This window comes from Pelotomaculum propionicicum, from assembly GCF_048984525.1.
GTDB classification, from domain to species: domain Bacteria; phylum Bacillota; class Desulfotomaculia; order Desulfotomaculales; family Pelotomaculaceae; genus Syntrophopropionicum; species Syntrophopropionicum propionicicum_A.
The window spans coordinates 69,156-93,939 of record NZ_JBMGJC010000005.1 but is presented as its reverse complement, the minus strand read 5'-3'; the positions used below and the strand labels follow the sequence as shown (position 1 = coordinate 93,939).

At 49.3% G+C, this 24,784-nt stretch carries 23 protein-coding genes; 7 read left to right on the top strand and 16 right to left on the bottom strand.

The window, feature by feature from the left end; genetic code table 11:
* Nucleotides 1-330: 330 nt before the first annotated feature.
* On the top strand, nucleotides 331-1,623 hold the full coding sequence (locus tag ACOBQJ_RS06980; protein ID WP_421071021.1) for an OFA family MFS transporter: 1,293 nt from the start codon (nucleotides 331-333) through the stop codon (nucleotides 1,621-1,623).
* 87 nt (nucleotides 1,624-1,710) lie between these two features.
* Here the strand turns inward: ACOBQJ_RS06980 and ACOBQJ_RS06975 are convergent, their stop codons facing one another.
* The 3 genes from ACOBQJ_RS06975 to ACOBQJ_RS06965 all read right to left on the bottom strand — a co-directional run bounded on the left by ACOBQJ_RS06975 (nucleotide 1,711) and on the right by ACOBQJ_RS06965 (nucleotide 4,172).
* Complete coding sequence (locus tag ACOBQJ_RS06975; protein ID WP_421071020.1) at nucleotides 1,711-2,133, bottom strand: hypothetical protein; 423 nt, start codon at nucleotides 2,131-2,133, stop codon at nucleotides 1,711-1,713.
* Between the two features lie 206 nt (nucleotides 2,134-2,339).
* The gene (locus ACOBQJ_RS06970) at nucleotides 2,340-3,146 is read right to left on the bottom strand and encodes a CoA-transferase subunit beta (RefSeq protein ID WP_421071019.1); all 807 of its coding nucleotides are present in this window, start codon (nucleotides 3,144-3,146) and stop codon (nucleotides 2,340-2,342) included.
* Between the two features lie 12 nt (nucleotides 3,147-3,158).
* A complete protein-coding gene (locus ACOBQJ_RS06965) occupies nucleotides 3,159-4,172 on the bottom strand; it encodes a CoA transferase subunit A (protein ID WP_421071018.1) in 1,014 nt (337 codons plus the stop codon).
* Between the two features lie 693 nt (nucleotides 4,173-4,865).
* On the opposite strand from ACOBQJ_RS06965, the gene ACOBQJ_RS06960 reads away from it, so the two are divergent.
* Nucleotides 4,866-5,924, top strand: coding sequence for a CoA transferase subunit A (locus tag ACOBQJ_RS06960; RefSeq protein ID WP_421071017.1), 1,059 nt, complete (start codon nucleotides 4,866-4,868; stop codon nucleotides 5,922-5,924).
* Nucleotides 5,925-5,969: 45 nt separating this feature from the next.
* On the top strand, nucleotides 5,970-6,755 hold the full coding sequence (locus tag ACOBQJ_RS06955) for a CoA-transferase subunit beta (RefSeq protein WP_421071016.1): 786 nt from the start codon (nucleotides 5,970-5,972) through the stop codon (nucleotides 6,753-6,755).
* A gap of 354 nt (nucleotides 6,756-7,109) precedes the next feature.
* Here ACOBQJ_RS06955 and ACOBQJ_RS06950 read toward each other — a convergent pair whose 3' ends face one another.
* On the bottom strand, nucleotides 7,110-7,784 hold the full coding sequence (locus ACOBQJ_RS06950) for a response regulator (protein WP_421071015.1): 675 nt from the start codon (nucleotides 7,782-7,784) through the stop codon (nucleotides 7,110-7,112).
* The gene (locus ACOBQJ_RS06945; RefSeq protein WP_421071014.1) at nucleotides 7,777-9,078 is read right to left on the bottom strand and encodes an ATP-binding protein; all 1,302 of its coding nucleotides are present in this window, start codon (nucleotides 9,076-9,078) and stop codon (nucleotides 7,777-7,779) included. The genes ACOBQJ_RS06950 and ACOBQJ_RS06945 overlap by 8 nt, the downstream gene beginning before the upstream one ends.
* Before the next feature lie 129 nt (nucleotides 9,079-9,207).
* Here ACOBQJ_RS06945 and ACOBQJ_RS06940 point away from each other — a divergent pair, with 129 nt between their 5' ends.
* Together ACOBQJ_RS06940 and ACOBQJ_RS06935 are read left to right on the top strand one after the other, a co-directional pair.
* Nucleotides 9,208-9,732, top strand: coding sequence for a BON domain-containing protein (locus tag ACOBQJ_RS06940; protein ID WP_421071013.1), 525 nt, complete (start codon nucleotides 9,208-9,210; stop codon nucleotides 9,730-9,732).
* Nucleotides 9,733-9,978: 246 nt separating this feature from the next.
* Nucleotides 9,979-10,497, top strand: a complete 519-nt coding sequence (locus tag ACOBQJ_RS06935; protein ID WP_421071012.1) for a gamma carbonic anhydrase family protein — start codon at nucleotides 9,979-9,981, stop codon at nucleotides 10,495-10,497.
* Here ACOBQJ_RS06935 and ACOBQJ_RS06930 read toward each other — a convergent pair.
* Both ACOBQJ_RS06930 and ACOBQJ_RS06925 read right to left on the bottom strand, forming a co-directional pair.
* On the bottom strand, nucleotides 10,483-11,484 hold the full coding sequence (locus tag ACOBQJ_RS06930) for an inorganic phosphate transporter (protein WP_421071011.1): 1,002 nt from the start codon (nucleotides 11,482-11,484) through the stop codon (nucleotides 10,483-10,485). The genes ACOBQJ_RS06935 and ACOBQJ_RS06930 overlap by 15 nt on opposite strands.
* An 11-nt stretch (nucleotides 11,485-11,495) precedes the next feature.
* Entirely contained in the window at nucleotides 11,496-12,110 is a 615-nt protein-coding gene (locus ACOBQJ_RS06925; protein ID WP_421071010.1) for a DUF47 domain-containing protein, read from the bottom strand.
* Between the two features lie 240 nt (nucleotides 12,111-12,350).
* Here ACOBQJ_RS06925 and ACOBQJ_RS06920 point away from each other — a divergent pair, with 240 nt between their 5' ends.
* Both ACOBQJ_RS06920 and ACOBQJ_RS06915 read left to right on the top strand, forming a co-directional pair.
* Nucleotides 12,351-13,193 carry an SDH family Clp fold serine proteinase gene (locus ACOBQJ_RS06920; RefSeq protein ID WP_421071009.1) on the top strand — a complete coding sequence of 281 codons (843 nt, stop codon included), beginning with the start codon at nucleotides 12,351-12,353 and terminating at the stop codon, nucleotides 13,191-13,193.
* A 105-nt stretch (nucleotides 13,194-13,298) separates the two neighbouring features.
* The gene (locus tag ACOBQJ_RS06915) at nucleotides 13,299-14,348 is read left to right on the top strand and encodes a histone deacetylase (RefSeq protein ID WP_421071008.1); all 1,050 of its coding nucleotides are present in this window, start codon (nucleotides 13,299-13,301) and stop codon (nucleotides 14,346-14,348) included.
* 35 nt (nucleotides 14,349-14,383) lie between these two features.
* Here the strand turns inward: ACOBQJ_RS06915 and ACOBQJ_RS06910 are convergent, their stop codons facing one another.
* The 9 genes from ACOBQJ_RS06910 to ACOBQJ_RS06870 all read right to left on the bottom strand — a co-directional run bounded on the left by ACOBQJ_RS06910 (nucleotide 14,384) and on the right by ACOBQJ_RS06870 (nucleotide 24,669).
* A complete protein-coding gene (locus ACOBQJ_RS06910; protein ID WP_421071007.1) occupies nucleotides 14,384-14,839 on the bottom strand; it encodes an MgtC/SapB family protein in 456 nt (151 codons plus the stop codon).
* Nucleotides 14,840-14,978: 139 nt separating this feature from the next.
* Entirely contained in the window at nucleotides 14,979-15,164 is a 186-nt protein-coding gene (locus ACOBQJ_RS06905) for a small, acid-soluble spore protein, alpha/beta type (protein ID WP_421071006.1), read from the bottom strand.
* 69 nt (nucleotides 15,165-15,233) lie between these two features.
* The gene (locus ACOBQJ_RS06900; RefSeq protein ID WP_421071005.1) at nucleotides 15,234-16,388 is read right to left on the bottom strand and encodes an efflux RND transporter periplasmic adaptor subunit; all 1,155 of its coding nucleotides are present in this window, start codon (nucleotides 16,386-16,388) and stop codon (nucleotides 15,234-15,236) included.
* Between the two features lie 13 nt (nucleotides 16,389-16,401).
* Nucleotides 16,402-18,789, bottom strand: a complete 2,388-nt coding sequence (locus ACOBQJ_RS06895; protein ID WP_421071004.1) for an FtsX-like permease family protein — start codon at nucleotides 18,787-18,789, stop codon at nucleotides 16,402-16,404.
* Nucleotides 18,789-19,499 carry an ABC transporter ATP-binding protein gene (locus ACOBQJ_RS06890; RefSeq protein ID WP_421071003.1) on the bottom strand — a complete coding sequence of 237 codons (711 nt, stop codon included), beginning with the start codon at nucleotides 19,497-19,499 and terminating at the stop codon, nucleotides 18,789-18,791. Before ACOBQJ_RS06890 ends, ACOBQJ_RS06895 begins: the two co-directional genes overlap by 1 nt.
* Before the next feature lie 135 nt (nucleotides 19,500-19,634).
* A complete protein-coding gene (locus ACOBQJ_RS06885) occupies nucleotides 19,635-20,525 on the bottom strand; it encodes a YitT family protein (RefSeq protein WP_421071002.1) in 891 nt (296 codons plus the stop codon).
* Nucleotides 20,526-20,646: 121 nt separating this feature from the next.
* On the bottom strand, nucleotides 20,647-22,647 hold the full coding sequence (locus tag ACOBQJ_RS06880; RefSeq protein WP_421071001.1) for a glycoside hydrolase family 15 protein: 2,001 nt from the start codon (nucleotides 22,645-22,647) through the stop codon (nucleotides 20,647-20,649).
* An 87-nt stretch (nucleotides 22,648-22,734) separates the two neighbouring features.
* The gene (locus ACOBQJ_RS06875; RefSeq protein WP_421071000.1) at nucleotides 22,735-23,595 is read right to left on the bottom strand and encodes an inositol monophosphatase family protein; all 861 of its coding nucleotides are present in this window, start codon (nucleotides 23,593-23,595) and stop codon (nucleotides 22,735-22,737) included.
* Between the two features lie 48 nt (nucleotides 23,596-23,643).
* On the bottom strand, nucleotides 23,644-24,669 hold the full coding sequence (locus ACOBQJ_RS06870; protein ID WP_421070999.1) for a hypothetical protein: 1,026 nt from the start codon (nucleotides 24,667-24,669) through the stop codon (nucleotides 23,644-23,646).
* Nucleotides 24,670-24,784: the final 115 nt, after the last annotated feature.

The following is a 24,784-nucleotide window of genomic DNA, read 5'->3' as shown; positions in this document are numbered from 1 at the left end:
CTGCAGGAATTTTTCAACCATTTGTTGTATAATATAGATCAAGAGGATGGTTTTGACCTATTTGCCAGGTCGTTTAAAGGGACCGCCTCTGTGTGAAATGGTTTTTGGGGGTATAGTAAGCGTTCTGGTTCGGTATTTCCCATTGGAGCTTATGGTTCCGGTGGGTGTGCCGTGTGCCGGTGCGGTTTATTTGTAGGCCCTGAAAACTATTTTTGTTTTTAGGGCGAGGAGGTGATAATCGCCCAAAAAAGCGCCTGGAATAATTCTTTATTTATAGTATCTTTTCAGCAATATTATTTGATTAAATAATTAGTGAAGGGACGTGAAATTATGCCTAGATGGGTTCCTGTACTAGGAGGATTTTTAGGCAGTACCACCTGCGGCTTACTGCTTTACGCCTTCAGCGTTTTTATCAAGCCTCTGAGAGCACAGTTCGGTTGGACTGCGTCTGAGGTGCAGCTTGCCTATGCCATTGTCGTGCTGGTCTTCGGCCTGATGACTTTCCCGGCTGGTAAACTGAGCGACAGGTTCGGCCCCAGGCCGGTGGTTGTTATCGGGGGAGCTATCCTTGGTATCGGTTTCTTCCTTGTTTCAACTTTAAAAGGTGCTGGAGACTTAAGTAAATTATATCTGTACTATGGTCTTATCGCTGGCTTTGGCGGAGGTATGGTTTACCTGCCTCCAATTGCCACCGCGCCCAAGTGGTGGCCCGACCGGAGGGCGCTGGCTACCGGAATCTCAGTGGTAGGTCTCGGCCTTGGTTCGTTCATTATGGGCCCTCTCGCTACATCAATGATTAACAACCCGGCGATCGGTAACGGCAGCGCGCTGCCTGTCTTCAAGTATGTAGGTATAGCGATGTTCATTATGGCTATAGTTGCCGGTCTTTGCCTTTCCAACCCGCCAGCCGGCTACAAGCCACCCGGTTGGAACCCGCCCGCGCCCAAGGCTGGCGCTCCGAAAGCGGGTCGGGACTACACCTTTGGTGAAACGGTTAAATCCGTTCAGTTTTGGTTGCTCTACCTGGCTTATTTCTGCGGCTCCTTTGCCGGCTTGATGGTTATCGGGGTTATGGCCGCCCACGGCATTAACGAAATGAACAAAGAAGCGGCAGCCCTGATGGGAGTTACCGTTAAAGAACTCCCTGCGGATTTGACGAAGTCCATCGCTATGCAGGCAGCTATAGCGACCAGCTGTCTTAATGGCGCCAACGCCCTGGTCCGGGTGCTGATCGGGGCCATCGCAGACAAAGTAGGAACAAGAATATGCTTCCTGGTTACCTTTGCTCTCCAGGTAGCCGCTATGGCGTTTCTGTTCCCGGTGGGGAAAGCCCTCTTCCTGCTCTGCGTAGTGGCTATTATTATCGGCTGGAACTACGGCGCCATGTTCACCCTGTTCCCGGCCACCTGCATGCAGTACTTCGGCCCGACAAACCAGGGTCAAAACTACGGCCTGCTGTTTACCTCCTGGGGTATCGCCGGATTTGTGGCCAGCATAATTGCCGGCCAGATGTTTGACAAGTTTGGCACATACGCGGTTTCGTTTACCATCGGCGCGGTTGTCGTCGCGGCTGGACTTGTTATACTTGTGATAACTAAAGCACCGAAGAGAATAGAAGCCTAAAGATTTCAGCAGCAGTAATATTATGAAAACAGCCAAGGGCGCTCAATGATTTAACTGAGCGCCCTTGTGTCTGGATTTATACAAACTTTATTTGAATATTTTTTCATAGCAGCTGCGGCAGACATAGAAACCAACTGCACTGCGGCAGATAATCAGCTCTTCGAATTCTTCGCCCGGCTTCCACTGGGTACACTCGGGGCAGCGCTCCAGTTCGCCTTCGGCCCACTGGCTGCCGCATGAGAAACATAAGAATTGACAGCCCGGGCTTATACCTGCCTTAACCTGATTTATCAGCGCCAGGCCGCCGCATTGCGGGCATTCGTAAATCGGCAGTTTCGACTTTAAGTTGATGTCGTCTTGAATTTTCAGCCCGGCGTTCTTCTCTAAATACTCCATGGCGCCGGCATAGCTGCCGGTCTTATATCCACATGACCCGCAGACAACATTCCCATCACCGGTAATTTGCCATTCCCGGCCGCAGCGGGGGCAATCCAAGATAGTTTTGCTCATCCGGGCTGACCTCCCATCACAATATATTATTTGAAAACATTTTCCAACTGCACTGATTTAATAATACATGCCTGTGAGAGTGTGTGCAACTGTCTTTTATAAAGAGGCAAGATAACTGGCGGCCATGAGAAGTAAGAAAAAAACGCGCCTTTTGCCAAGGCGCGGGTGAGTAGGGGGTAAATAATAATTATAATATTTTCTAATTTTTATTCTTTAATTTTCTTCCTGACGAAATAGCCCTTGGGATCGATTTTTTCCCGAATCAGGCGGATTTCTTCAACCGTAGGCGGTTCAAAAGCGTATACATCATCAGGAATAATCAGTTCGAAACCGGTTGCTTCCTGTACGCTTTTAACCGTTTCGCCAGGCAGAGTGGCGATCAGCTTCATCCGTTTGGTCTCATCGTCAAAGCCCATGATGGCTTTAGTGGTGATGACCCTGTAGGGGCCCTGTCCGACCAGGCCGGCGCGCCAGCGGGCATTGGGGGAACCGTCCAGGTAACCGGGGCTGGTGATATAGTCGATTTTTTCGTTGAAGCGCCTGGGTTCGTGCACCATGATAATGATGGTGCGCTCACAGGAGCAGGCCATATCGCTGGCGCCGCCGCTGCCGGGCAGGCGGGTCTTTGGTTTTTGATAGCTGTCCGGGAAAGAACCCATCATGGTGGAGTTGAGGTTGCCGTACGGGTCGATCTCGGCGCCGCCGATGAACCCGAAGTCGCAGAAGCCGCGCTGGGTCAGCTCAAAGGCAGAGTTAAGGCCGAGCAGGTAGTTAGCCTTGTAAGTAGTCCTGGAGCCGCCTACTGAGAGAGGCAAGCCGCGGGATAGTTCCGGGCCAACGGCGCCGGCTTCAAATACCGGCACGATGCCGGGGCCGTGTGTCAGCTGGGCCAGGGTTATTGCCACCATGGGCAGACCTGTGCCGGCAAACACAACTTTATTATCGATCAGGGTTCTGGACCCTGCCACAACGATCATCTCTTGGGGAGTAAAGTCTTCTGAATATTTTGCCACTGTTTCCACCTCCTAACTTCCTAATACAGTGTAAGCCGCGTCAAGACGAATGCCGGGCTCGATTTTTTCTACATATTGAATTTGGCTGAGCGGAATCTTGTTGATAAACTCGGTTGTGCTTTCCACACCGAAGATGTACTTGTCATAGTATTCCTGGAGCGGGGCACGGTCGCCTTTACGGAGTTTTTCGCAGGCTCCCCTAAACTCGGGAATGTGCTTTTCGTCATAATAGTAAAGTCCGCCGCTGTTGCCCGGATATGCGCCGTAAGGCACTTCAATAACCGCGTCAACAGAGAAGTATGGGATCCCGATCCTGTTCGGGTAGCGGGTCATGTCGTCATGTTCGATCAGTCGGTCGCAGGTAACAATGGTGTGCGCGGCTGCCATAGCTATTTCAGGGCAGGTGAAGGTCGGGCCCTGGATGCGGCAGTTGCCGTAAATATCCGCCTCCTGGACGTGTATCAGCCCAACATTTGGATGGGAGGCCGGCAGAAGCATGATCGGCCTGTTGGTAAACGGGCAGTCCTGCACTACGGCCCTGTTGGTCTTAAGCATGTCGCTGCCAAGCGGGCTGCGGCAGGGGATGAAAGGCAGTCCCATGGAGCCTGCTTTGAACCGGGCGGACATGTTATAGTTGCTCCAGTCTTCCAGTTCGACCAGGGAGTTTTCAGTAAGATAACGCAGCAGAGGGGAGATGCCGAAAGCTTCGTGTGCAAAATAGGCAAGCTCCATTCTCTTAATGCTGTTCTTAGCGGGGTCAAGTGCCATTGCTCCAGCCAGATATTCGGGTCCAAGACCCGCGGACTGGAAAGAAAGGGTTAAGTCTTTTCTTCCCTGCCTGATAATCTCGTGCACAATAGCGATAGGTTGGCGGGCGTTAACAAAACCACCTATACCGATATTGTCCCCGTCGTTCACATACTTCTGAACGGCTTCTTTCAGGCTTATTCTTTTGTCCCTTTTTGATTTGTCCTTGTTCGCCAGGAATTGCCTGGCTTCATCGGGTGATAGGCCTGTCCAGTACATATTCACTCTCCTTTTCGGTTTCTAAAATCCAAAGTTTGATTTTTTGGATAACTTTCCCGCCGACTAATCGGGAGGCAGTACACAGCAATTTTGTAATACCCCGGCCTTAAGTATCAATACCTGTAATTAGAATTTAAAGGTTCTAATACCGGGAATTGACCCATAAGATTTTTTGGGGTTGTTAGAGTGACTGCCAGAAACCTTTCCTTTCACTGTTTCTAATTTTTTTCTCTAAAAATCTTAACCCCCTTAAAAATTAATTTTATTTTACCTATAAATTCTATTCTATTGAACAATAGATACATAGATACTGTACTAAGGATCTAGTACCCATGCTGGTATCTAAATGGTTTAAAAATTATGAAAAATATAAAAAATCCAATAATTCTCTATATTTCTCGGTTATATTATCATGCCGATAAAATATATTTATAACAAGAAATTCAGGTTATTGTCTTATGGATACATGCTTTATATGTATCAAAGGACTAGTACACCCGAACATTGTGGGAAGTTCGAAATACAGATAATATTATGAAAAACGCAGTTTTAAATAATTCATATAGATAACCAGGGATTTCCGGTCTTTAGCTAGATTGTTGGCAAAGGTGGTGATTCTGGCATTTATTCAATTTCTCTGCTTCATTAGGATGGCTGTACAAAGAAAAATTTATTAGGGGAGGTAAAAAATTAATGAATAGTGTAAGTTCTAAAATTAAGAACATATCGACTTTGGAGTACAAGGAGAAAAAGTTTGAATACTGGGGCCCGACTCCTGATGAATCAAGGAAGCTTATGGTTAACAAGTCGCACGCCCTCAAAGACAAGACCATGACTTTGAAGGAGGCTGTTGCCAAAAACATCAGGAACGGCATCAACCTGGGCATCGGCGGCTTTGTGAACACCAGGGTTCCGGTTGCTATCATTCATGAAATTATAAGACACGGGGCAACAGACCTGACCCTTTCCTTCCAATCAAACTCCATCTGCCCCGAATTGCTGGCAGGGGCCATGATCCTGGACCCTGACCGTGTTTCCATAAAGCGCGTGGAGCTGGCCTGGTGGGGATATGAAATAATCGGTATCGCGCCGATGGTCCGCTACCTGTCTACCAACGGTATTATTGAAATGGACGACTACACCAACTACGGCATGTCGGTAAGGTTTAAGGCGGCATCAATGGGTATTCCCTTTATCCCGGTCAGGGACCATGGCGGCTCAGATATGGAGCTGGTCAACAGGGGTAAGATGATTGAATGTCCGTTTACCGGCAAGAATGTCTACTTGCTCCCGGCCTGTCATCCCGATGTAGGCATTGTCCACACCACTGCAGCGGATATGTACGGGAACGCCAGGATTTTTGGGGCGTACTGCACCTGCCCGGAAATAGCCATGGCCGCCAATGCCACGATTATGACCACTGAGAAAGTAATATCCAGTGAAAGCATAAGGTCATATCCGAACCTCACCGAGATCCCGTTCCCGGTGGTGGACACTGTTACTGAAGTACAGTACGGAGCTTATCCGGGGGCCAGCTACGGCAACTACTGGTTTGATATGGACCACCTTAAAATGTTCAGGAGCATCTGTGAAGATTTCCGCAAGACCGGCAGCAAGGACGCTCTGAAAAAATATTATGACGAGTACATCTATGGCTGTGAAAACCATGATGACTTCCTCGAGAAAATTGGTTACAAAACCCTTAAGAAACTCAGGGATATGGACGGTGGCCAACCAATTATCCTAACCTAGTTAGTAGTTTAATTAAAAAAATTATTATACTAAGGAGGTAAAAAAATGTCTGAATATACGCCATTTGAAATGATAGCCTATACCGGCTCCAGAATTCTCGAGGACGAGAAGATAGTATTTGTGGGTACCGGCCTGCCGATTATCGCGGCGATGCATGCGCAGCTGACCCATGCCCCTAACCTTTACATGATATATGAAGCGGGTTCTCTCGCTCCTATCCTGGAAATGGGGATGCCTTTATCCGTCGGGGACACCAGGGCGGCCCGTAAAGCCTGTTACCTCAAGGGCTTGTGCGGGGCTTTCGAGCTAACCCAGAGAGGTTGCGCAGACTTTGCCTTCATCGGCGGCGCCCAGGTCGATATGTATGGAAATATCTGTTCGACTATTGAAGGACATAACTATGACAAACCCGGCATCCGTTTCCCGGGAAGCGGCGGCGCCGGCGCAATGGCGGCCAACTGCGAAAAGACCATCGCCATTATGGCCCTGGAAAAGAGAAGGTTTGTTAAGAAGCTTGACTTTGTGACCAGCATCGGCTTTGGCGACGGGTCCCCAGATTACCGTGAGAAAGCCGGCGTCCTTGGTTCAGGACCGTACAGGATTATTACCAACCAGGCGCTGTTTGGTTTTGATGAGGAAACAAAGAGGATGAAGCTTTTAGAAGTAAAACCGGGCAGGACACCCGCTGAAATACAGGAGCTGGTTGATTTTGAACTGATTATTCCGCCTGATGTCAAGGATATGGTCGAGCCCACAGATGAAGACCTCAGGCTGCTCAGAGACGTCATTGACGCCGAAGGATACTTCCTGAAGAGGGTCATTAAAAAATAATTTAGACAATATAATTTTACTTCGGGAGGTGTAAGCCAGGGTTAATCATAAAAATTAAAAAAGCCCTTCAAAAACAGGCTTAATTCTTTAACAGAAAACTACCCCCTACTCACCTGCGCCTTGGCAAAGGGCGCATCTTTTTTTGATATAATGAATTTTCGCAGGATTTACATGGTTTTTAAGATTAACAAGATTTTTTATTATTACAATTAAATTGTTTTAGTTAAAATAATACCACGCATAACAAACACCATTTTCAGGATTAACAAAGTTATAAGTCAAAAATTTTTATTAAATTTTTAATCCTGTTAATCCGGGTCATCTTGTTAATCTTGTGATAATGTTTAACTTTTGTTATTTCGGGCTGGTATCCACCAACTTCTCCTGGATGGCCAGGACAGCGGCCTGGGTGCGGTCATTTACGTCTAGTTTGATTAAAATACTGCTGACATGGGCTTTCACGGTACGCAGGGTTATATTTAATTTGCTTGCGATCTCCTTATTGCTGTGACCGTTTACAATTAACTGAAGAACTTCTTTTTCACGCATTGTCAGCAGTGAGGGGTCTTTCTGGACCTGGTAGTGGGGAGTGCCCTGCACCAGGTTTACCAGAAGTTCGTTGGCTATGGCTGTATCAACAAAATAGCGGCCCTCGGCAACACTTTCCACAATCTCGATCAGTTGTTCAGCCGGGCTGTCTTTCAGGACATAAGCTGAGCATCCGTCGCGGATCGCCTGCACGACCTTGTCATGCTGGTTGCTCACGGTCAAAATAATTATCTGAACGCCCGGGCTTTTTGACTTAATCACTCTGGCCGCCCGTATGCCGTCCATTTTAGGCATATTTACATCCATCAGGACCATTGTGGGCTTCAGCCTGTTGATGCAATCGATGGCTTCTTCGCCGTTAGTGGCCTCTCCAACCACGGAGATATCGTGCAGCTCAAAAAGCATCCTCAGGCTGCGGCGTACAAGCGGGTCATCATCTACCAGCAATAAGCGGATTTCACTATTCAGGAATTCATTCATCTGGATCACCATGCCGGGCTTGAATGTATACTGGCAGGTTAACAATAAATTTTGTACCCCAGCCCGGTTCGCTTTCTACTTTAATTGTGCCCCGGTGCGCTTCAATATTTTTTTTGGCAATTGCCAGACCAAGGCCAGTGCCGCTTTGTTTGGTTGTAAAAAACGGTTCAAATATTTTTTGCTGTATCTCACCGGAGATCCCGCTGCCCCAATCTTCAACAATAACCACTACCTGGTCAAAAAGGTGGTTGGTGGATACTCTAACAGTCCCTCCGCTTTCAGTGGCCGCAAGAGCATTTGAGAGCAGGTTGCCGAATATCTCCTTTAGCTTTTCAGCATCTGCCAGGGTGCAGGGGACAGGTTTGTTCAGGGATGTCTCTATAATAAAATCTTTGCCGTTGCGCTCTCTGTACTCAGACACTAGCTCCTTCAAAATTTCGTTTAAGTCCACCTCTTCAAAACGCAGGTAGGTGTCGCTTGAGAAATGCAGGAGGTCTTCCGCAGTCCTGCTTACACGGTCAACTGCTTCTTTAACGATTTTTAAGTCTTCTCCTATATCCATCTTCCAGGAAGATTTTTTTTCAATTGAGTAAAGAGATACCCGGATTGAGGTCAGGGGATTTTTAACCTCGTGGGCGATAATGGCTGCTGCCCTGCCGAGGGCGGCCAGCCTTTCCGCCTGTTTTACCTTTTGTTCCAGTACATTAATTATATGTTCCTTTTCTTTCAGGTCTTTCTCGTAAGTCAGCGAATTCTTAACCGCAATACTGATATGGTTGCATATAAGTTCAAGCATGCGCAGGTCTCTTTTAGTAAAATCCCCCTTGCTTTCCGGGCGGGTGACATGTATGGTCCCAATAAAGTTGTCGTCTAAAAGTATGGGGGCCCCGATGCCGTATAGGACCCCGTCCCGCCGGAGAGCGGATTGAAAATAAGGAAGTTTTTTTATTTCTTCAACCGTGTGGATGTCAGTTGAGCGCCAGCCCTTTTTTGTCAAAAGCTGCTTTTTAAAAAGGAAATGGTTAGATATGTTTTCACTGAATTGTTTAAGCAGCCTTTCGCTCAGGCCGATATTTGAGTGAATAGTTACTTTGCCAGTGCTTTCGTGGTAAAAAAAGATACCGCTTTTTGTATGCTGGATAAGTTTTGGCAGGTAAGAGTGAACAGATTGCAAAATTTCGTCCAAATCTAGATTTGACGTAACGACGTTGCTTATTTCCAGGAGTATTTCAAGCTCGTCCAATGAAAATTCCTTATTCAATACATCATTGTTATCAGTCCTTGCGGATGGCATGAAATCCCCCTTCCGTAACTGTATTTTATTATATTATAGCAGGTTCAGGTTTATTTCGCACTTTTGCAATTAAATTGTTTGGGATTACGGGATAATAAAATAATAAATTGTATCCAGGAGGGATAATAATTGCAGGAATCCAGAGATAAAGAAATACGGGAAAGAGTCCAGCAGGTCCTTGACACCAATTCAGAGTCCAGGGAATACGGGCTTAAGGCAGATGTGATCAACGGTGAGGCAATAATTACAGGAATTGTTGACAGCCTTTCAGAAAAAGAGAGTATCAGCAGGATTGTTTCTGGTATAAACGGGGTTCGGAGAGTTGAAAATGGTTTGGCTATCAGTACTGATGGAGCAATAAACGATGAGGCCGTGACCTTTGAGGTGATGGAGGAACTTAACGCCGATCCCAATGTAAACCTCAAACATGTGGGGGCGCGTTCTGTCAGGGGTACCGTGTTTTTAAAAGGCAGGGTGGAAAGCAAAGAAGAAATTGATACAGCTGTAAAAGCCGCCGCCAAGGCGCGTGGGGTAAGGAACGTCGTAAGCCAGCTGAGCATGGAAACAGCCAGGGAGCTGTCTCTCGAAGAGATCTTTCACAGCCAGGTCAATAATGATAAAGAAGAAAAAGAAAAAAGTATATATAAATATTGAATCAGGTATTTAACCTGGCCGTGGGACATGAAGCCTGACGATGGGTTTCATGTCTCACGGCACTTTGCCGTCCTCTTATATGTGTATTCGGTTATTTATTAATTAATTAACAACAGGTATATCACATGACGTATTTATTATCATAAAAACTTGATTGCATTTCATATTAAAGGGATAATGTTGTGAGTGACCTATTTTGTGCGCTGTTTATTGATATATTACCTTGTCTGAAGGGAGTTGTCTTGAGTGATTAACCCATATGAAGGGGTAGCCCCGGTAATTGATGCGACTGCTTTTATTGCGCCCGGCGCGGTTATAGTCGGGAAAGTTGAAGTTGGACCGGGGGTAAGTATATGGTACAACTGTGTTGTCCGCGGAGACTATGATTACATTAAAATAGGAGCCTGCTCTAATATACAGGACGGCTCTGTCCTTCATGAACACGCCGGGTTTCCTCTTTATGTGGGGGAAAGGGTGACAGTGGGGCACAGGGCTTTGCTGCACGGCTGTATTGTTGAAGATGATGCCTACATCGGTATGGGGGCGATGATCCTGAACGGGGCCCGCATCGGCGCCGGTGCGGTTGTGGGTGCCGGTTCCCTGGTGCTGCAAGGCCAGGAGGTGCCGCCGGGGTCAATTGTTGTAGGATCACCGGCAAAAGTAATCAGGCTTTTAAAAGAAGGGGAGCACGAAAGGTTTCGGGGCGCTGTGGGGCGGTACCTGAAATTAGCGGAAAATCACAAAAAGCTTTTAGAAAAAAAGTGAGATAATCAAATAAGTAACACTGGCAAAAACGGCTGTGATCGGTAATGTTATAACCCAGGCCACGACCATCTGCTGAGCTGTAGACCAGCGGACAGAAGAGAAACGCCTGGCAGAGCCTACCCCCATTATTGAGGATGATATAACGTGGGTGGTGCTGACCGGCAGCTTGATCAGGGTAGCCAGGATAATGATAGTTGCCGATGAGAAATCCGAGGCAAACCCGCTGGCCGGCTCCAGTTTGATAATCCTGGTGCCGATTGTCTTAATAATCCTCCAACCGCCTACCGACGTGCCAAAAGCCATAGCCAGGGCGCAGGAAATTTTTACCCAGTTTGGTACGTCCAGGGTGGGCTGAAAGCCGCCCGCCACCAGTGCGAAAGTAATAATCCCCATAGATTTTTGCGCGTCGTTGGTGCCGTGGCTGAAGGCCTGCCAGGCTGCGGTAAAAATCTGCAGGGTGCGAAAATTCCTGTTTATCCTGCCAGGGTTGCTGTTTTTAAAAATTGTTTTGATCAGGTTCATAATTATATAACCGGTAAAAAAGGCAATCAGCGGCGATAAAATCAGAGCTTCAAGAATTGTAATAAAACCGGCGTAGTTTACAGCCAGGATCCCCTCTGCCGCTATTACCGCCCCGGCTAAAGAACCGATCAGGGCATGAGACGAACTGCTGGGTATGCCAAAATACCAGGTAATCAGGTTCCACGAGATAGCGGCTACCAGCGCGGTCGCCACTATGAGCATGCCGTTTTCAAGCACCAGCGGGTCTGCAATTTTTCCGCCGATTGTTTTTGCCACCCCGGTGAAGGCCATCGCGCCGAGCAGGTTCATAAAAGCGGAAAAGATAATAGCTGCCCGGGGGGGCAGGGCTTTGGTCGAGATAGAGGTGGCTATTGTGTTTGCCGTGTCATGAAAGCCGTTTATAAAGTCAAATGAGAGCGCCAGAATTACAATAATGGAAATATGAAAAATTACAGGATCAAACATTTTAACTCCCCTTAAGAATTACGCATAATAATGCCTTCAAGTATGTCGGCCACATCCTCGCACGCATCGGATACTTCTTCCATCATGTTATAGATTTCTTTCCTTTTTATAATTTCAATTGGGTCGGTGCAGCTGGAGAACAGAGTTTTCAGGCTGTCTCTGAGCAGGTCGTCAGCGACATTTTCCAGGTCATTGATTTTATGAGTGTGGCGCGGCATCTCTTTTAGTTTTTTATCTACCAGGCAATTTATCGCCAGGGCTATTTCCTGGGTGCACATCTCGATATTTCTGGCAAAAAGCTTCATAAAATCATCAACTTCAATTACGTTAAAGAGGTCAAAACTCCAGGCGCAGGCTTCCAGCAGGTCCAGCACATCGTCAAGTTTTATCGTGAGACCGAGGATATCCTCCCGCTCCAGGGGGGTGATAAATGTATTGTTCAGAGCTTTGATTATTTCGTGGGTGTACTGGTCTCCCCTGGATTCTATCGATTTTATTTGAATGGCAAATTTTTCTGCGTCCTCCAGGTTGTTCAGCTCTTCCCGAAAGACCTTGGACGCATGCATTATGTTGTCTACCACCGAAACGAAGTATTCAAAAAAAGTGTCTCTTTTCCTTTGAAACATGGTTTCACCTCGAAAAATTTAGTTTTACAATATAATTCTGCCCCGGGGGCTGTTTTATCCTTATTGTTTATTGTATCCCCTGATATCTTACCATACCTTTAATTCATTAAATGTTAAATCCATGTTAAGAAAATCTGCACATGTTAAATTTATGTTAAGATTAATTTAATAATTTTTTAATTGCTTTTTTCAGGAAATTGAGATAAAAAGAATAAAATAAGATGAGGGGGTGTTAGCAGCATGCAGTTTAATTTTTCTGAGATTATATGGATACTCTTTTTGTTAATGGCCCTAATGCCTGCTCTAAAACAGCAGCGCCTGGAAATTATGAGGCTGAGGCTCATCCGCAGGATCGAAGTCAGCCGTCAGTCAAGGTTAATTACACTGATACACAGGCAGGAGCTGCTGAGCCTGCTGGGCATACCACTGTCAAGGTACATTAACATAGAAGACTCGGAAGCGGTACTCCGCGCTATCCGCCTGACCCCTGACGACATGCCCATAGACCTGCTGCTTCACACGCCGGGAGGGCTTGTCCTCGCCTCAGAGCAGATAGCCCGGGCGCTGCAGAGGCATCCGGCCAGGGTGACTGTTTTTGTCCCTCACTACGCCATGTCCGGCGGTACAATGATATCACTTGCCGCGGATGAAATAGCGATGGATGAAAACGCGGTTTTAGGGCCGGTGGACCCTCAACTGGGGGAATTCCCGGCGGCGTCGATCCTTGAAGTGGTTCGCCAGAAGGATAAGGACAAAATTGAGGACAGGACCCTAATGCTGGCGGAAATAGCCGCCAAGGCTATGACCCAGGTCAGGGATTTTGTCCATTACCTCCTGTCCGATAAAATGGATGAAGCGCGGGCTAAGGAATTGGCGGAACTTCTGTCAAGCGGAAACTGGACACATGACTATCCTATCGACAGTGAACAGCTTAAAAAGATGGGGCTCCCGGTCACCGTTGGCCTGACGGATGATATATACTCTTTGATGGATTTATATCCGCAGCCCGCCCAACGGAGGCCGTCAGTCCAGTTTATCCCGCTGCCGTATGGAAGGAGGGAGAATGAGAGGGGAGGTAAGTAATCTTAATTTAATTACCGCTTGGAAAGATGAAGGTTATTCTTAAAAATATGGCCTGCATAAAATGGATAACTATATTTTGACTGTATCAAGGACGGAGGTGTTTAGTTGAAAACCGGACTCATATATGACCCAGCTTATTTAAACCATGACACGGGCTCGCATCCGGAAAACGGTGACCGGGTGGCTTACAGCTATAATTTCCTGGCTAAGGCCGGGATGCTGGAAAAGCTTGTAGCTATCAAGCCGCGTCCTGCCACAATGGAAGAAATAGAGCTGGTCCATAAGCCGGTATATGTTACCAGGGTCAGGGACTTTTCCAACCGGGGCGGCGGCAATTTCGGTGAGGACAACGTTGGTTCCCGCGGTACCTTTGAAACAGCCCTGCTGGCGGCCGGGGGAACGCTTTCAGCGGTAGACGCTGTGATGGAAAGGAAAGTTGAAAGCGCATTCGCCCTGGTGCGGCCGCCGGGGCACCATGCCACCCCGGGGGCGGCTATGGGGTTTTGTTTTTTTAACAATATTGCCATATGCGCGCGCTATGCGGCCAAAAAATATGGCCTGGGCAGGATCCTGGTGGTTGACTGGGACGAACATCACGGCAACGGTACAGAAGAAATTTTCTATAAAGACAGTTCAGTTCTTTATTTTTCTGTGCACAGAAAATGGAGTTTTCCCGGCACCGGCCATGCCAATAATGTAGGAGATGGTGAAGGAAAAGGGGCGGGTTTCAATATCAATGTCCCACTACCCAGAAAGAGCAATGATGACGACTATGAATACGTCTTCCGGCAGATCCTGCAGCCCGTAGCATACGAGTATAATCCCGAACTGGTGCTGGTTTCGGCAGGTATGGATACTCACGCCAAAGACTACATCGGGCAAATGAATATGTCCGGCCCCGGCTACGCGAGGCTGGCGGCGGTTGTCCTGGAAATAGCCGGCAGGTGCTGCGGCGGCGCCTCAGTTTTTGTGCTTGAAGGGGGCTACAATCCTAAAGCCCTTGCGGAAGGCGTTTTGGCCGTGGTTAATACCATGGTCAACTGGGATCCCCAAGTGGAACATCCGGCAGCTGAAAACCTTCTGGTGAAGATAGCTGTCAAGAGTGCTGTCAGCGGTGTCAGGCGGGCACAAGAGCGTTACTGGCCAGTTTTATAGTAGATAGACAAAATACATTTATACCATCAGTTTGTCTAATGGTCGTCATGAGGAGAATAGTGATCCTCAGCCAGGCTGTCGAGCCCGATACTTTTAAAGATACGGTTTAACCTTAGTGCGATAAATCCTAAAATACCTGCAATAAAAACAGTAAAATACATACCTGCTCCTATACCTGTTCCCAAACCGGCTGTAAGCCAGATGCTGGCCGCGGTGGTCAGCCCGCTTAACTGGTTTTTCTCCCTGAAGATCAGGCCTCCCCCGATAAAGCCGACTCCTACCACGATTTGGGCCGCTATCCTGGCCGGGTCCATATTTGCCCGGTAATAAGGCGGGCCGCTGAATTCCAGGAAACCGTAAACACTTATAATAGTAAAGAGGGCGGCGCCCAGCCCCACCAGCGCATGGGTCCTCAGCCCGGCCGGCTTATGCCTGAACTTCCTTTCCGTGCCGACAATGGCGCCGACTAAAAATGCGAGAAAAAGTCTCAAAGCTATCTCTTTATCGTCAATAGGCAGTTTAAATCCCTCCTTCAAATTTTACTCTGTAATATAACATATAAACTTTTTTATATCGTTATTCCGTCAAAAAATACTATAGGATGCCCCCTAAGGGGCATCCTATTTTGGCTTACCGTCCGCCGGCCATGGACCTTTCGGCTCTCTCGATGGCAAGCCGGACAAGGTTACCGCAGTCCTTTGAGGAAACATTTCCGAAGTAACCTCCGTCCCTGCGTACCACGTCGCCTACACCAAGTTCATCGGCTAATTCGTACTTCAGCCTTTCGGACATAACTCCTCCACGCCTTCTGCTCATTAGCCTACCCCCTTATTTGTGGGACGGCAGCCAGTATTATTGTTTGCAGAAAACTGAAAAATAAACGTATCATTTGACCCTTGTTTTTTCAGACAGGCTCAGGCTGCCATCACGGACAACAATCTCGTCCACTGTAAGGCCGCCGGTAATTTCAATATTTTCCTGGTCGCTGATGCCGGTTTTTACCGGCTTGTATAGGATATGTTTATTCACTACCACCATTACTTCCTTTTGCCCGTCCGTCCTGGTGCGTACGGACTCCCTGGGAAGTACCAGGATATTCTGACTGGTCATGGTTTCAATAGACACACGCACCTCGTAGCCGGGTTTCAAACTGGCTGGATCGGGCAGGCTGATAATTACCGGCACGCGGCGTTGGATGACGCCTAGGGCCGAGGTCTTCTCTTCCGCCTGCGGGTAGATTTTTTTTACTTCCCCCACCAATGTCTGCTGGCCCAATATCGGAGCAGTTATAATAACCCTCTGGCCTATCTTGACATCTGCCAGGTCGTCGCTTAAAATGTCAGCTTTAACCTCAAGCTGATCTGATTCCGCCACGTTGGCCAGCAGCGTGCCGGGGCTGACTACCTGTTCCTGTTTGGCAGGTAGTGTAAGCACAATTCCGTTTACCGGGCTTTTGATTACCAGCTGTCCTTCCTTGGCGCTGAGCTGCTGCAGGGACCTGTTCAAGCCTGCCCCCTGGGCCAGGGCGCTTTCCAGGACGGAGTTTTGCTCACTTATACTCTGCCGGGCAGTATCAACCCTTAACCTGGCCTGATCAAAATCCACCTGGCTGATCGCTCCTGCCTGAAATAATGCCTCTGAGCGGACCAGGTTGTCCTGGGCGTCCTTCAATTCCAGCTGGAGGCGCTCCAGGGCGGCACGGGCGCCGGCGGCAGACGCCGCTGACTGGGATATCTGGGAGTTTACGTCACTTATCTGGAGCACCAGGTCGAGGTTTTCCAATACTGCCAGGGTTTGGCCTCTTTCCACGGCCTGGCCTGTTTCTACCGGCACCTCCACGACCCTGGCGCTCTGGGTGGCGTGTATGTCATAATTTGTGGCAGCCTGCACGTAGCCGGTGTCAGCCACGGAACGGATAATACTGTCCTGCCGAGCCTGGACTGTCTCCACCTCAGCGCCGCCGCTGGCATAGGACCAGGCGGCCAGCGCCAATGCCGCCAGTACTGCCAAAACCACATAAAATACTTTTTTCCGTTTCAAATTTTATACCTCCCTAGTCCCTGGTCTTTAATACCTCTACCAGATCAAGCGTTTTCACACCTCTGACCGCCAGCCGGTAGGCGGCCATAATGAAGAGTATCCCGCCAAAAGCCGACAGTGTATAAGTCAGCGGGTAAATCACAATTTTAAAAGAATAAGTGCTGTATACATCAGATGATGTCATCATGGCATTAATGTAGGCGCCGGCCAGGTAACGGCCGAAGGGAAGGCCAAAGGCCACCCCGAGAAGTGTCTGCAGCAGGTTTTCTTTCAGCAGGAGGCCGGAGACTTCCTGGAAGGTAAAGCCGATTACCCGCAGGGAAGCCAATTCTCTTTTGCGTTCAGCAAAACTGATCACCGAGGCGTTATACACGATAGCAAAACCAAGCACCAGGGCGAAGGCGACCATTATAAAAATAAAGTAATACATAAAACCTAACTGTTCGGTAAAGCTCTCCATTACCGCCTGCTGGCTCAGTATGGAAGATACACCGGTCATATCGTTCAAATTCGTTTTCACCAGCTGGGCCAGCCCCGCGTCGGTCTTGAGCATCGCGCCGGAGATCAGCTGGTCTTCCTGCATTACCCGGTTGGCCTGCTGCAGGGACAGGTAAGAAGTGCCGCCTATGAACCGCTCGTGTACGCCCATTATTTTTATCTTACTGAACCGGGTTGGACCAATGGGCAGGAGGGTCTCCACCTCGACCTCGTCACCCACGCCCACCTGCAGTTTTTTAGCCGTGCTGCTGCTGATCAGCACTCCTTCATCCGGCAGAGCCAGAGGGTTCCCGTCAGGGCTTGACAGCGCCTGCATGCCCGGGCCGGGACGAAGGCCTGTAAGCAGCTCTTCCTGTGAGCGGCCTTCATAGTATATCTTAACAGGTATCTCGAAGACAGGCTCGGCTTTTGTCACTCCTTCCAGACGGGAAATGGACAGCAGTTCGGTCTCTTTTACCGGTTCTGTGAATCGTACAAAGTAATCATATTTCTGTGAGAAATATTCATCAATCATTACGTCTACTGTGTCCTGGTAGAAAAAAGACACTACCATCATGCCCGTGGCGAAAGTCACGCCCAGCATGGTAACAGCGGTGCGGAAACGGTTGCGGAAGACGGTCCGCAGGCCCATCTTCCAGGTAGCGGACAGCCTGTGCCAAAACCAGGACCAGCTTTCCATGAATATATTTCCGGTCGCCTTTGGTGTTTCAGCCCGCATGGATTCTGCAGGCTGTATGGCCAGTACTCCGCGGGATGCGGTCAGGCCTGCGATGGCTCCGACAGCAATACTCAGGATGAAACCGTATAACAAGGCCTGAAAGCTGACGCCGCTGATTACCTCGGGCAGGTTGAAGAACATGGCGTATACTTTGGAAAGGGACGAAGCCAGGAGTACTCCGGCCAGAGAACCAAGCGCGGCGCCCAGCAGGCCTACCAGCACGGCATAGCTTGTATAGTGCCAGAGGATTTGCGGGTTGTTGTAGCCAATAGCTTTCATTGTACCGATTTGTGAGCGCTGGGTCTTGACCATCCGTCCCAGCATAACAAACTCGATCAATGCCGCAATCCCCAGGAATATAGAAGGCAGGAAGCGGGCCATTATCTTCAGCTGGTCCATCTCTCCGCCCAGGACGGCATCGCTCAGCTGCTGCCTGCGCGGATAGCTGGCCAGGCTGCCGTAAGGTTCCAGGATGCTTTCGACCCTGTCCGCTAATACTTTTTCATCAGCGCCAGGAGCTATCTTTATTACTACCTGGTTAACCTGTCCGGAGAGGTTCAGGATCTCCTGGGCCTGGTTATGGGGAACCATAAAAATGCCAAAACTGCCATACTCGGGTATTATGCTGGCCGCGTCTTTCATCGGATATATGAACTCGGGCGCTGTGGCGGTGCCGACCACGGTTAACGGGACCTGCCTGCCCTCAGCCACGATCTTTACCGTATCGCCCGGTGACAGCCGGGTGGCTGCGGCGTACTGGGGATCCAGCAGGACTTCCGCCTCACTGCCCGCGGGGTATTTTTCGAAAAGGCGCCCGGAGAGAACACGCAGGCTGTTTAACTCCGTATTCATTGGCAGGGGGTAGCTGGTCAGGCGCGCAGTCGCCCTCTCGCCGTTATTCCCGATCACCGGCACGTCTTTTTGAATGCGCCCGGTGGCTTGGGTCACGCCTGGCACTGACTCGATTTGCCTGATCACTCCCTCGGGAGCCTTAATCACGTGGAAATAATAATCGGCAAAGTTATATTCACGGTAAAACGTATCCCTGGAACGGAGCATGTTGTAGGACACGGTGCTCATGGATATGTAGATGGTGATGCCCAACATCACTACCGCGGTTACAGCCAGGAACTGCCCCCGGGTGGTCTTGACCGTCCGCCACAATTTTTTGGACAGAATGCTCATTACCACTCAATCCTTTCCGGCGTCAGGGGGGATTCGTTCTCTATGACTTCCACGATCCTGCCGCTGCTCATGCGCAGCACCCGGTGCGCCATATCTCCAATGACGGCGTTGTGGGTGACGATTACAACAGTGCTGTTGTATTCCTTGTTGACGTGGAGCAGCATCGACAGGATCAGCCTGCCGGTGTGGGAGTCCAGGGAACCTGTGGGCTCGTCGCACAGCAGCAGCCGGGGGTTCTTTACGACAGCCCGGGCGATGGAGACACGCTGCTGCTCGCCGCCGCTCAGCTGGGCGGGGAAGTGGTCCATGCGCGTTTCCATACCCACCTCCCGCAGGACTTCTGCCGTGGGCAGGGGCCTTTCCACCAGGTTGGCCGCCAGTTCCACATTTTCACTGGCGGTTAAGTCGGGGATCAGGTTGTAAAATTGAAAAACAAATCCAACCTCGTTGCGCCGGTAATGGGTAAGTTTAGCCTCACTGGCCTTGCTCAGGTTGTCACTGCCGAAATAAACCTCGCCGCTGGACGGCAGGTCCATACCGCCCATGATGTTGAGCAGGGTGCTTTTGCCTGATCCGCTCGGACCTAAAATAACCAGCAGCTCGCCTTCATAAATTTCAAGGGACGTTTCTTTTAATGCTTCAACAGTTACCTCGCCCATAACGTAAGTCTTGGTAATATTTATTAATTTCATCAGTACATTTTTATTCATAGCAATGACCTTTTCAAGGTGTATTTAAATTGTTTTAATGTTTTGCGCGTATTATATTATTTTAAATAAATAATTACAATTAGTTAACGAAAAATACCAAAATATTTAAGCTCTCCAGAAAGAAGGAGAGCCTTTTCATCTTGACCTGGAAAAGCCCCGGCCAAGGACCTCGCTGGCGTCTGAAATATACATAAAGGCGTCGGGGTCGGTTTCAGCGACTATCTTTTTCATCCTGGCCAGTTCAAACCGGTTGATAACGCAGTTTATAATAGTTTTTTCATGGTGGGTAAACGCGCCTTCCCCCACCAGGTGAGTTACCCCCCGGTGCAGTTCACCGATAATCCTAACGCTTATTTCAGAAGATTTATTGGATACGATAAATACCGATTTGCTGACGTTCAGGCCTGTTATTATAACATCGATCATTTTGCCTGTGATAAATATGGATATGATTGTGTAGAGGCCGATATTAAGCGGGAAGAAAAACAGTGATATGATGATAACAAGCAGGTTGGAGTAAAAACTTACCTCGCCGATGCCGAGACTTTTCTTTTTTCTCATAACTACAGAAATGATATCAGTGCCGCCCGTACTTCCGTGTCCCCTGAATATAAGCCCGAAACCGACTCCGCTCAGTGCGCCGCCAAAAACGGCCGCCAGGACCATATCCAGCTGGAAGGGCTGGATATAGCCGTAGGTTGCCGGTTGCAGGACGCTGAGCGCGACTGTCCCGGCCAGGCTATAAAAGAAAAAACTGCGGCTGATCTCTCTCGCGCCCCACCAGAAAACAGGGATGTTCAGAACCAGTATGCTTATAAAAACCGGAATTTTGAACAAGTAAAAAAGAATTAATGACAGTCCCGTTATACCGCCGGCTAACAAGCCGTAAGGGATCAGGATGGTGTTCAGGCTGAACGATATTAATAAGGCTCCGGCAATTATGAAGAGGAGATTGGTTATTAATATCCTGGTTCCTTCCGGTGATGGTAAATAAACTTTTTTGCTGCCTGGTTCCTTGCCGCTCATTTTGCACCTTCGCTTTTGCGTCGAAATGGGTGAATCAGCAGTAGTAAGCGAATAAAACTGGAAACAGTTAAACAAGATAAACAGGCTTAGTATGGATGCATTATTTATTTTTTTCCGGCAGTTATGACTTGGACGGCAATGACAGCCTGCCGTTAAGAGCCAGGTGTGTTAGCACGAACATGGCGTGGGACCAGTTCAAAGGCATTACCCAGGCGGGCCCGCCATGGTGTTTGTCCGCCTGCTCCGGCAGCAGCAGGTGCACGTTGGCCTGTGCCAGGGACCACTGGTAAAGCTCTTCAGCCCGGGGCCGGTTTCCGGCTGTACAATGGTATAAGGCCAGCCAGAGTGTTGTGATCAGCCATGGGTTGCCGCCCCGGTAACCATCTCCTTCATAGCGGTGAATGCCTCCGGCGTTGTGGTTCCACAGGCTATCTTCGATAGCGCGGACTGTGGCGATTATTTTTTTGTCCGCGGGCTCCAGGACCGCAAAGGGGAAGACCAGGCCCAGCAGGGCGGCGTCAATGCGCCTGTCCTCGCCTGCCCAGTGGGTGACGTAAAGCCCGGTGGGGTCTTCCGTGATGAAAGCCTTCTCTCCCGTGTGCAGGGCATGGTCGTAGTGGTCCTTATAGACTTTATGGTTTACTCCGCGGATGAAACTGTCGCGTTGATCAGACCACTGGTGATTCAGGATGCTTTCCTTTACTTTTTCAGAGCTGTCTAGCCAGTATCTGGATTTTTCCTTCTCACCTCTGGCGCGGGCTATATCCGAAGAAGCTCTTAAGCCGGCACAGACTGCCGCCGCGGAGTATGTCCCCTGGCCGTATGAATCTTCCCAGGGGTCGAAGCTGGCCGCAGGCAGGCCGTTTTCCTGGATACTAATTGAAAGATAATTTGCCCCGGCCTCCAGTGACGGCCAAATTTTTTCAATGAAACGTCCGTCTCCGGTGAGGCTGTAATGATGCCAGTAACCCCACAAGACCGAGCCGGCCTGGTCTATTTGTTTCCCCCAGAAAGGCGCCGGCGAACCGTCCGTATAATAGCGCTGGTGCCAGCTGCCGTCCCGCTGTTGTATTGATGCGGTAAAACCATAGAACTGTGAAGCAAGGTCGTGGTATCCGGCCTCGTCCAGGGCCGCTGTTATAAATACGGAGTCACGCGGCCAGCAGTAGCCATAACCGCCGCAGGCAGTATAATAAGGGTCAAACTCAGGTGCCGCGATGGAGGCGCCTGTCTCTTTGCTTGTCAGCAGCTTCATGGTCAGCAGAGACCTGTTATAAGCCTTGTGCGCTTGTTCTCCGGCCAGGCGCCGGCCCGGCTCCAGCCAGCCAAGCCAGAACTGTTTTGTTTTCTCCAACCAGAGCGTGCCTTCTTTTGAGCAGGCCTGCGCCAGAAGGGTCCTCACCTGTTCCTCCTTATCACCCGCCGCCAGGTAAAGGCTGAAGGTTTTATGCTCACCCGGCTTTAGTTCACCCAGGTCCCAGGCCAGGCTTCCCGCGCTTTGCAGGATATTGTCACGGGTTCCCTGGAGATACCCTTTTGAAGCATCCTGGTAAGGGTCGGACGCGGTGCCGTGCCTGCCGCACTGGTATCCCGCCAGCGGGTAACCGGACCCCGCCAGGGCGAGGTATATATTTCTCCGGAAAAAAACCAGCGAATTATTGGAAAAATCAATATAGGCGCCGTCCTGCACCGCAGATTCCTCTATGTTAAAAGCGCAGTATACAAAGAATGTAATCTTTTCATTTTTTTCACTGCCATTAATAAGTTCATAATGCCTGGCCAGGATATCGCTGTCCGGCAGGACAAAGTCGCTCTGGATAACCCTCAGGCGATTGGTGAGGCTGTCCAGCGATGTTTCTAAAATATTTGTGTTTTCTATATATCGCTGAGAATTCTTCCAGATGTTTAAGTGGAACCATTTGGTAAAACCCTGCCATTCAGGATATGCGACTCTTATACCGGGCCAGAAATGGCCCAGGTGCTGGCCGTATTCAATGTGCGGCCAGAAGAGCCTGTAGATCTCGCCATTCTCCCTGTGGCACGCCAGCATTTTAGAATTTCCGATAATTGCCGCGGGCATTTCAGGTAAGGAATTTTGAATTCTTATATTCTTCACCGCCATTTAACATTTTATCTTTACCGGCTGAAGGGGGAAAATCATCATTAGTATGCGCTTGTCAATGTGTTTATACGCGAGATTGGAAGAGTATTACTGGAGTGTTCTTAAAAGTTCCTCGTGGACCAGGCTATTTGATGCCGTGATGGAAAGATAACTTTCCAGTGTTAGTGCGTTGCCGTCGATGTCCGTGACCTTTCCGCCGGCCTCTTCCACCAGCAGTGAACCGGCAGCCACATCCCAGGGCATCAGGGTGTTTTCCCAGAAGCCTGTGAGGCGCCCGCAGGAAATGTAGGCCAGTTCCAGGGCGGCTGAACCAAGCGCCCGCAGGTTGCCGCAGCTTTTGGCCACTTTCTGGTAGTTTATCCTGTACAGCCGTTCACTGAATTTTTTATTCTCCGGGTAGCCTGTAACCAGGAGTGCCTCTCTGAGCAATTTTCTGGTATGGTCGACCCTTACCGGCCTGCCGTTCAGGCTTGTCCCGCAACCCGTGGCCGCACTGAAGCATTCGTCACGAAACGGGTCGTATACCACTCCGGCCACCATTTTCCCGCCGCGGGCCAGCCCGATGGAAACGCTGCAGAAAGGGATGCCGTAAACAAAATTGGTGGTGCCGTCCAGCGGATCCACGTACCAGGCAAAACCTTCCGGTATGTCTTTAACGTATCCGCTGTTTTCCTCGCCGATAATGATATGCCCGGGAAATTTCTCGCTCAGCCCCCCGGTAATTAATGACTCTGACATACGGTCCACCTCGGTAACCAGGTCTGAGGGACATGATTTATAACCTCTCTCAAAGTTCCCGCCGAACTTGTCCCTTATTATTGCGCCGGCCTTTTTGGCCAGGGCGGCGGCGGTCTCAACATAAATATTATTCTGCACGGTCTTCTCCTTTGTTTTTGCCTGGGATATATTAGATTTTAGCATAATTTCAACGTGCTGTCTTATACGCAAAGAGGGTATTCTTCCCGGGCATTCCGGTGCATGGCCGGCCATAAACACTTACCGGAGCCACCTGTCATGGTCCCGGATCAACCTGGCGCAGGTAAGTACGAAGAATGCGCTCTCCGCGCAGAACCAATTGCCGGACCCGGTGTCTATAAATACTTCCCTGGCGTGGCGGATTTTTTCATAAGCCCTGCTGTAATCCCCGTGCAGGCACGCGTACAGACCCAGGATCATCCAGGGGTAGTCAGGCGGCTCTATAGTCACCCAATTTCCGTGGTACTCATTAAAAAGGTTATAAAGGCGGGCGCCCCTGCCTGATTCAGGTTCGATCAGCCCGTAAAGCACGGGGAATGACTGGCACGTGGCATCGGGGTAAAATTTTTTTAAGTTGATGCCCGGCTTTATCCAGCCTGTTTTGCTCGGGTGGTAGCAATCCCTGTGGCGGTTAAGGAGGACCTTCTCAATTCCCCCGGCTATAGCCTCCGCCTTGCTCTTAAAATATCGTGTTTCCTGATCTCCCAGCAGATCAAGCAGCAGCACAAAATCTGCCAGGCCACGGTATGTTTCACAGTTATCCATGAGGTATTTTACCCTGTAACCGGCCAATGCGAACGTCAGGCCGTCGCGGTCCATCAGTTTTATTATAGCTTTTGCCACTTTTTTTAATCTTTCGAGGTTTTCCCTGATCCAGTGTGTACGGCTTGTTTTTTCGTGATAATTAAAAGCAAGGGAGAGGAGGGTCCCCGCATAGGCGTCTTCAGAATCAGGCGCGGCAGTCTTGAAATTGAAATTTTCATCGTAATGGTAGTCAAGGATAGTGCCGTTATCCTCCAAGTTTCGCAGGTACCAGTCCAGGTAGCGCTCAACTGAAGGGTGGCAGGAGGGATCTTCCAGCATAGCCATGGCGGCGAAATTTGAGAAATACGGCGTTATCCAGCCCTGGTCCGGGTACCTGGTGATAGCCCCGTCAGCAGGATTGCCGGGCTTTAGGATCTGGCAGCTTTTCAGCCAGTTTATCTGCGCCGCCATATTGCTTTTGAGCGCGTCAAGAAGCTCCGGTGCGTTGTTTGTGTGTACCATTTGATTTCTCTCCAATAAAAGCATTATTATATATAATATGGGTTTGGAGGAAATGGGATACACCCTTTTGAGACGTGAGAAGTGAGACGTGAGACGTGGGACGTGGGATCTGCGC

What these genes read in the sequence shown, in the direction of transcription:
- ACOBQJ_RS06980 (WP_421071021.1), top strand. Translation starts at nt 331, where the DNA reads ATGCCTAGATGGGTTCCTGTACTAGGAGGATTTTTAGGCAGTACCACC.
- ACOBQJ_RS06975 (WP_421071020.1), bottom strand. Translation starts at nt 2,133, where the DNA reads ATGAGCAAAACTATCTTGGATTGCCCCCGCTGCGGCCGGGAATGGCAA.
- ACOBQJ_RS06965 (WP_421071018.1), bottom strand. Translation starts at nt 4,172, where the DNA reads ATGTACTGGACAGGCCTATCACCCGATGAAGCCAGGCAATTCCTGGCG.
- ACOBQJ_RS06960 (WP_421071017.1), top strand. Translation starts at nt 4,866, where the DNA reads ATGAATAGTGTAAGTTCTAAAATTAAGAACATATCGACTTTGGAGTAC.
- ACOBQJ_RS06955 (WP_421071016.1), top strand. Translation starts at nt 5,970, where the DNA reads ATGTCTGAATATACGCCATTTGAAATGATAGCCTATACCGGCTCCAGA.
- ACOBQJ_RS06950 (WP_421071015.1), bottom strand. Translation starts at nt 7,784, where the DNA reads ATGAATGAATTCCTGAATAGTGAAATCCGCTTATTGCTGGTAGATGAT.
- ACOBQJ_RS06945 (WP_421071014.1), bottom strand. Translation starts at nt 9,078, where the DNA reads ATGCCATCCGCAAGGACTGATAACAATGATGTATTGAATAAGGAATTT.
- ACOBQJ_RS06930 (WP_421071011.1), bottom strand. Translation starts at nt 11,484, where the DNA reads ATGTTTGATCCTGTAATTTTTCATATTTCCATTATTGTAATTCTGGCG.
- ACOBQJ_RS06925 (WP_421071010.1), bottom strand. Translation starts at nt 12,110, where the DNA reads ATGTTTCAAAGGAAAAGAGACACTTTTTTTGAATACTTCGTTTCGGTG.
- ACOBQJ_RS06920 (WP_421071009.1), top strand. Translation starts at nt 12,351, where the DNA reads ATGCAGTTTAATTTTTCTGAGATTATATGGATACTCTTTTTGTTAATG.
- ACOBQJ_RS06905 (WP_421071006.1), bottom strand. Translation starts at nt 15,164, where the DNA reads ATGAGCAGAAGGCGTGGAGGAGTTATGTCCGAAAGGCTGAAGTACGAA.
- ACOBQJ_RS06895 (WP_421071004.1), bottom strand. Translation starts at nt 18,789, where the DNA reads ATGAGCATTCTGTCCAAAAAATTGTGGCGGACGGTCAAGACCACCCGG.
- ACOBQJ_RS06890 (WP_421071003.1), bottom strand. Translation starts at nt 19,499, where the DNA reads ATGAATAAAAATGTACTGATGAAATTAATAAATATTACCAAGACTTAC.
- ACOBQJ_RS06885 (WP_421071002.1), bottom strand. Translation starts at nt 20,525, where the DNA reads ATGAGCGGCAAGGAACCAGGCAGCAAAAAAGTTTATTTACCATCACCG.
- ACOBQJ_RS06880 (WP_421071001.1), bottom strand. Translation starts at nt 22,647, where the DNA reads ATGGCGGTGAAGAATATAAGAATTCAAAATTCCTTACCTGAAATGCCC.
- ACOBQJ_RS06870 (WP_421070999.1), bottom strand. Translation starts at nt 24,669, where the DNA reads ATGGTACACACAAACAACGCACCGGAGCTTCTTGACGCGCTCAAAAGC.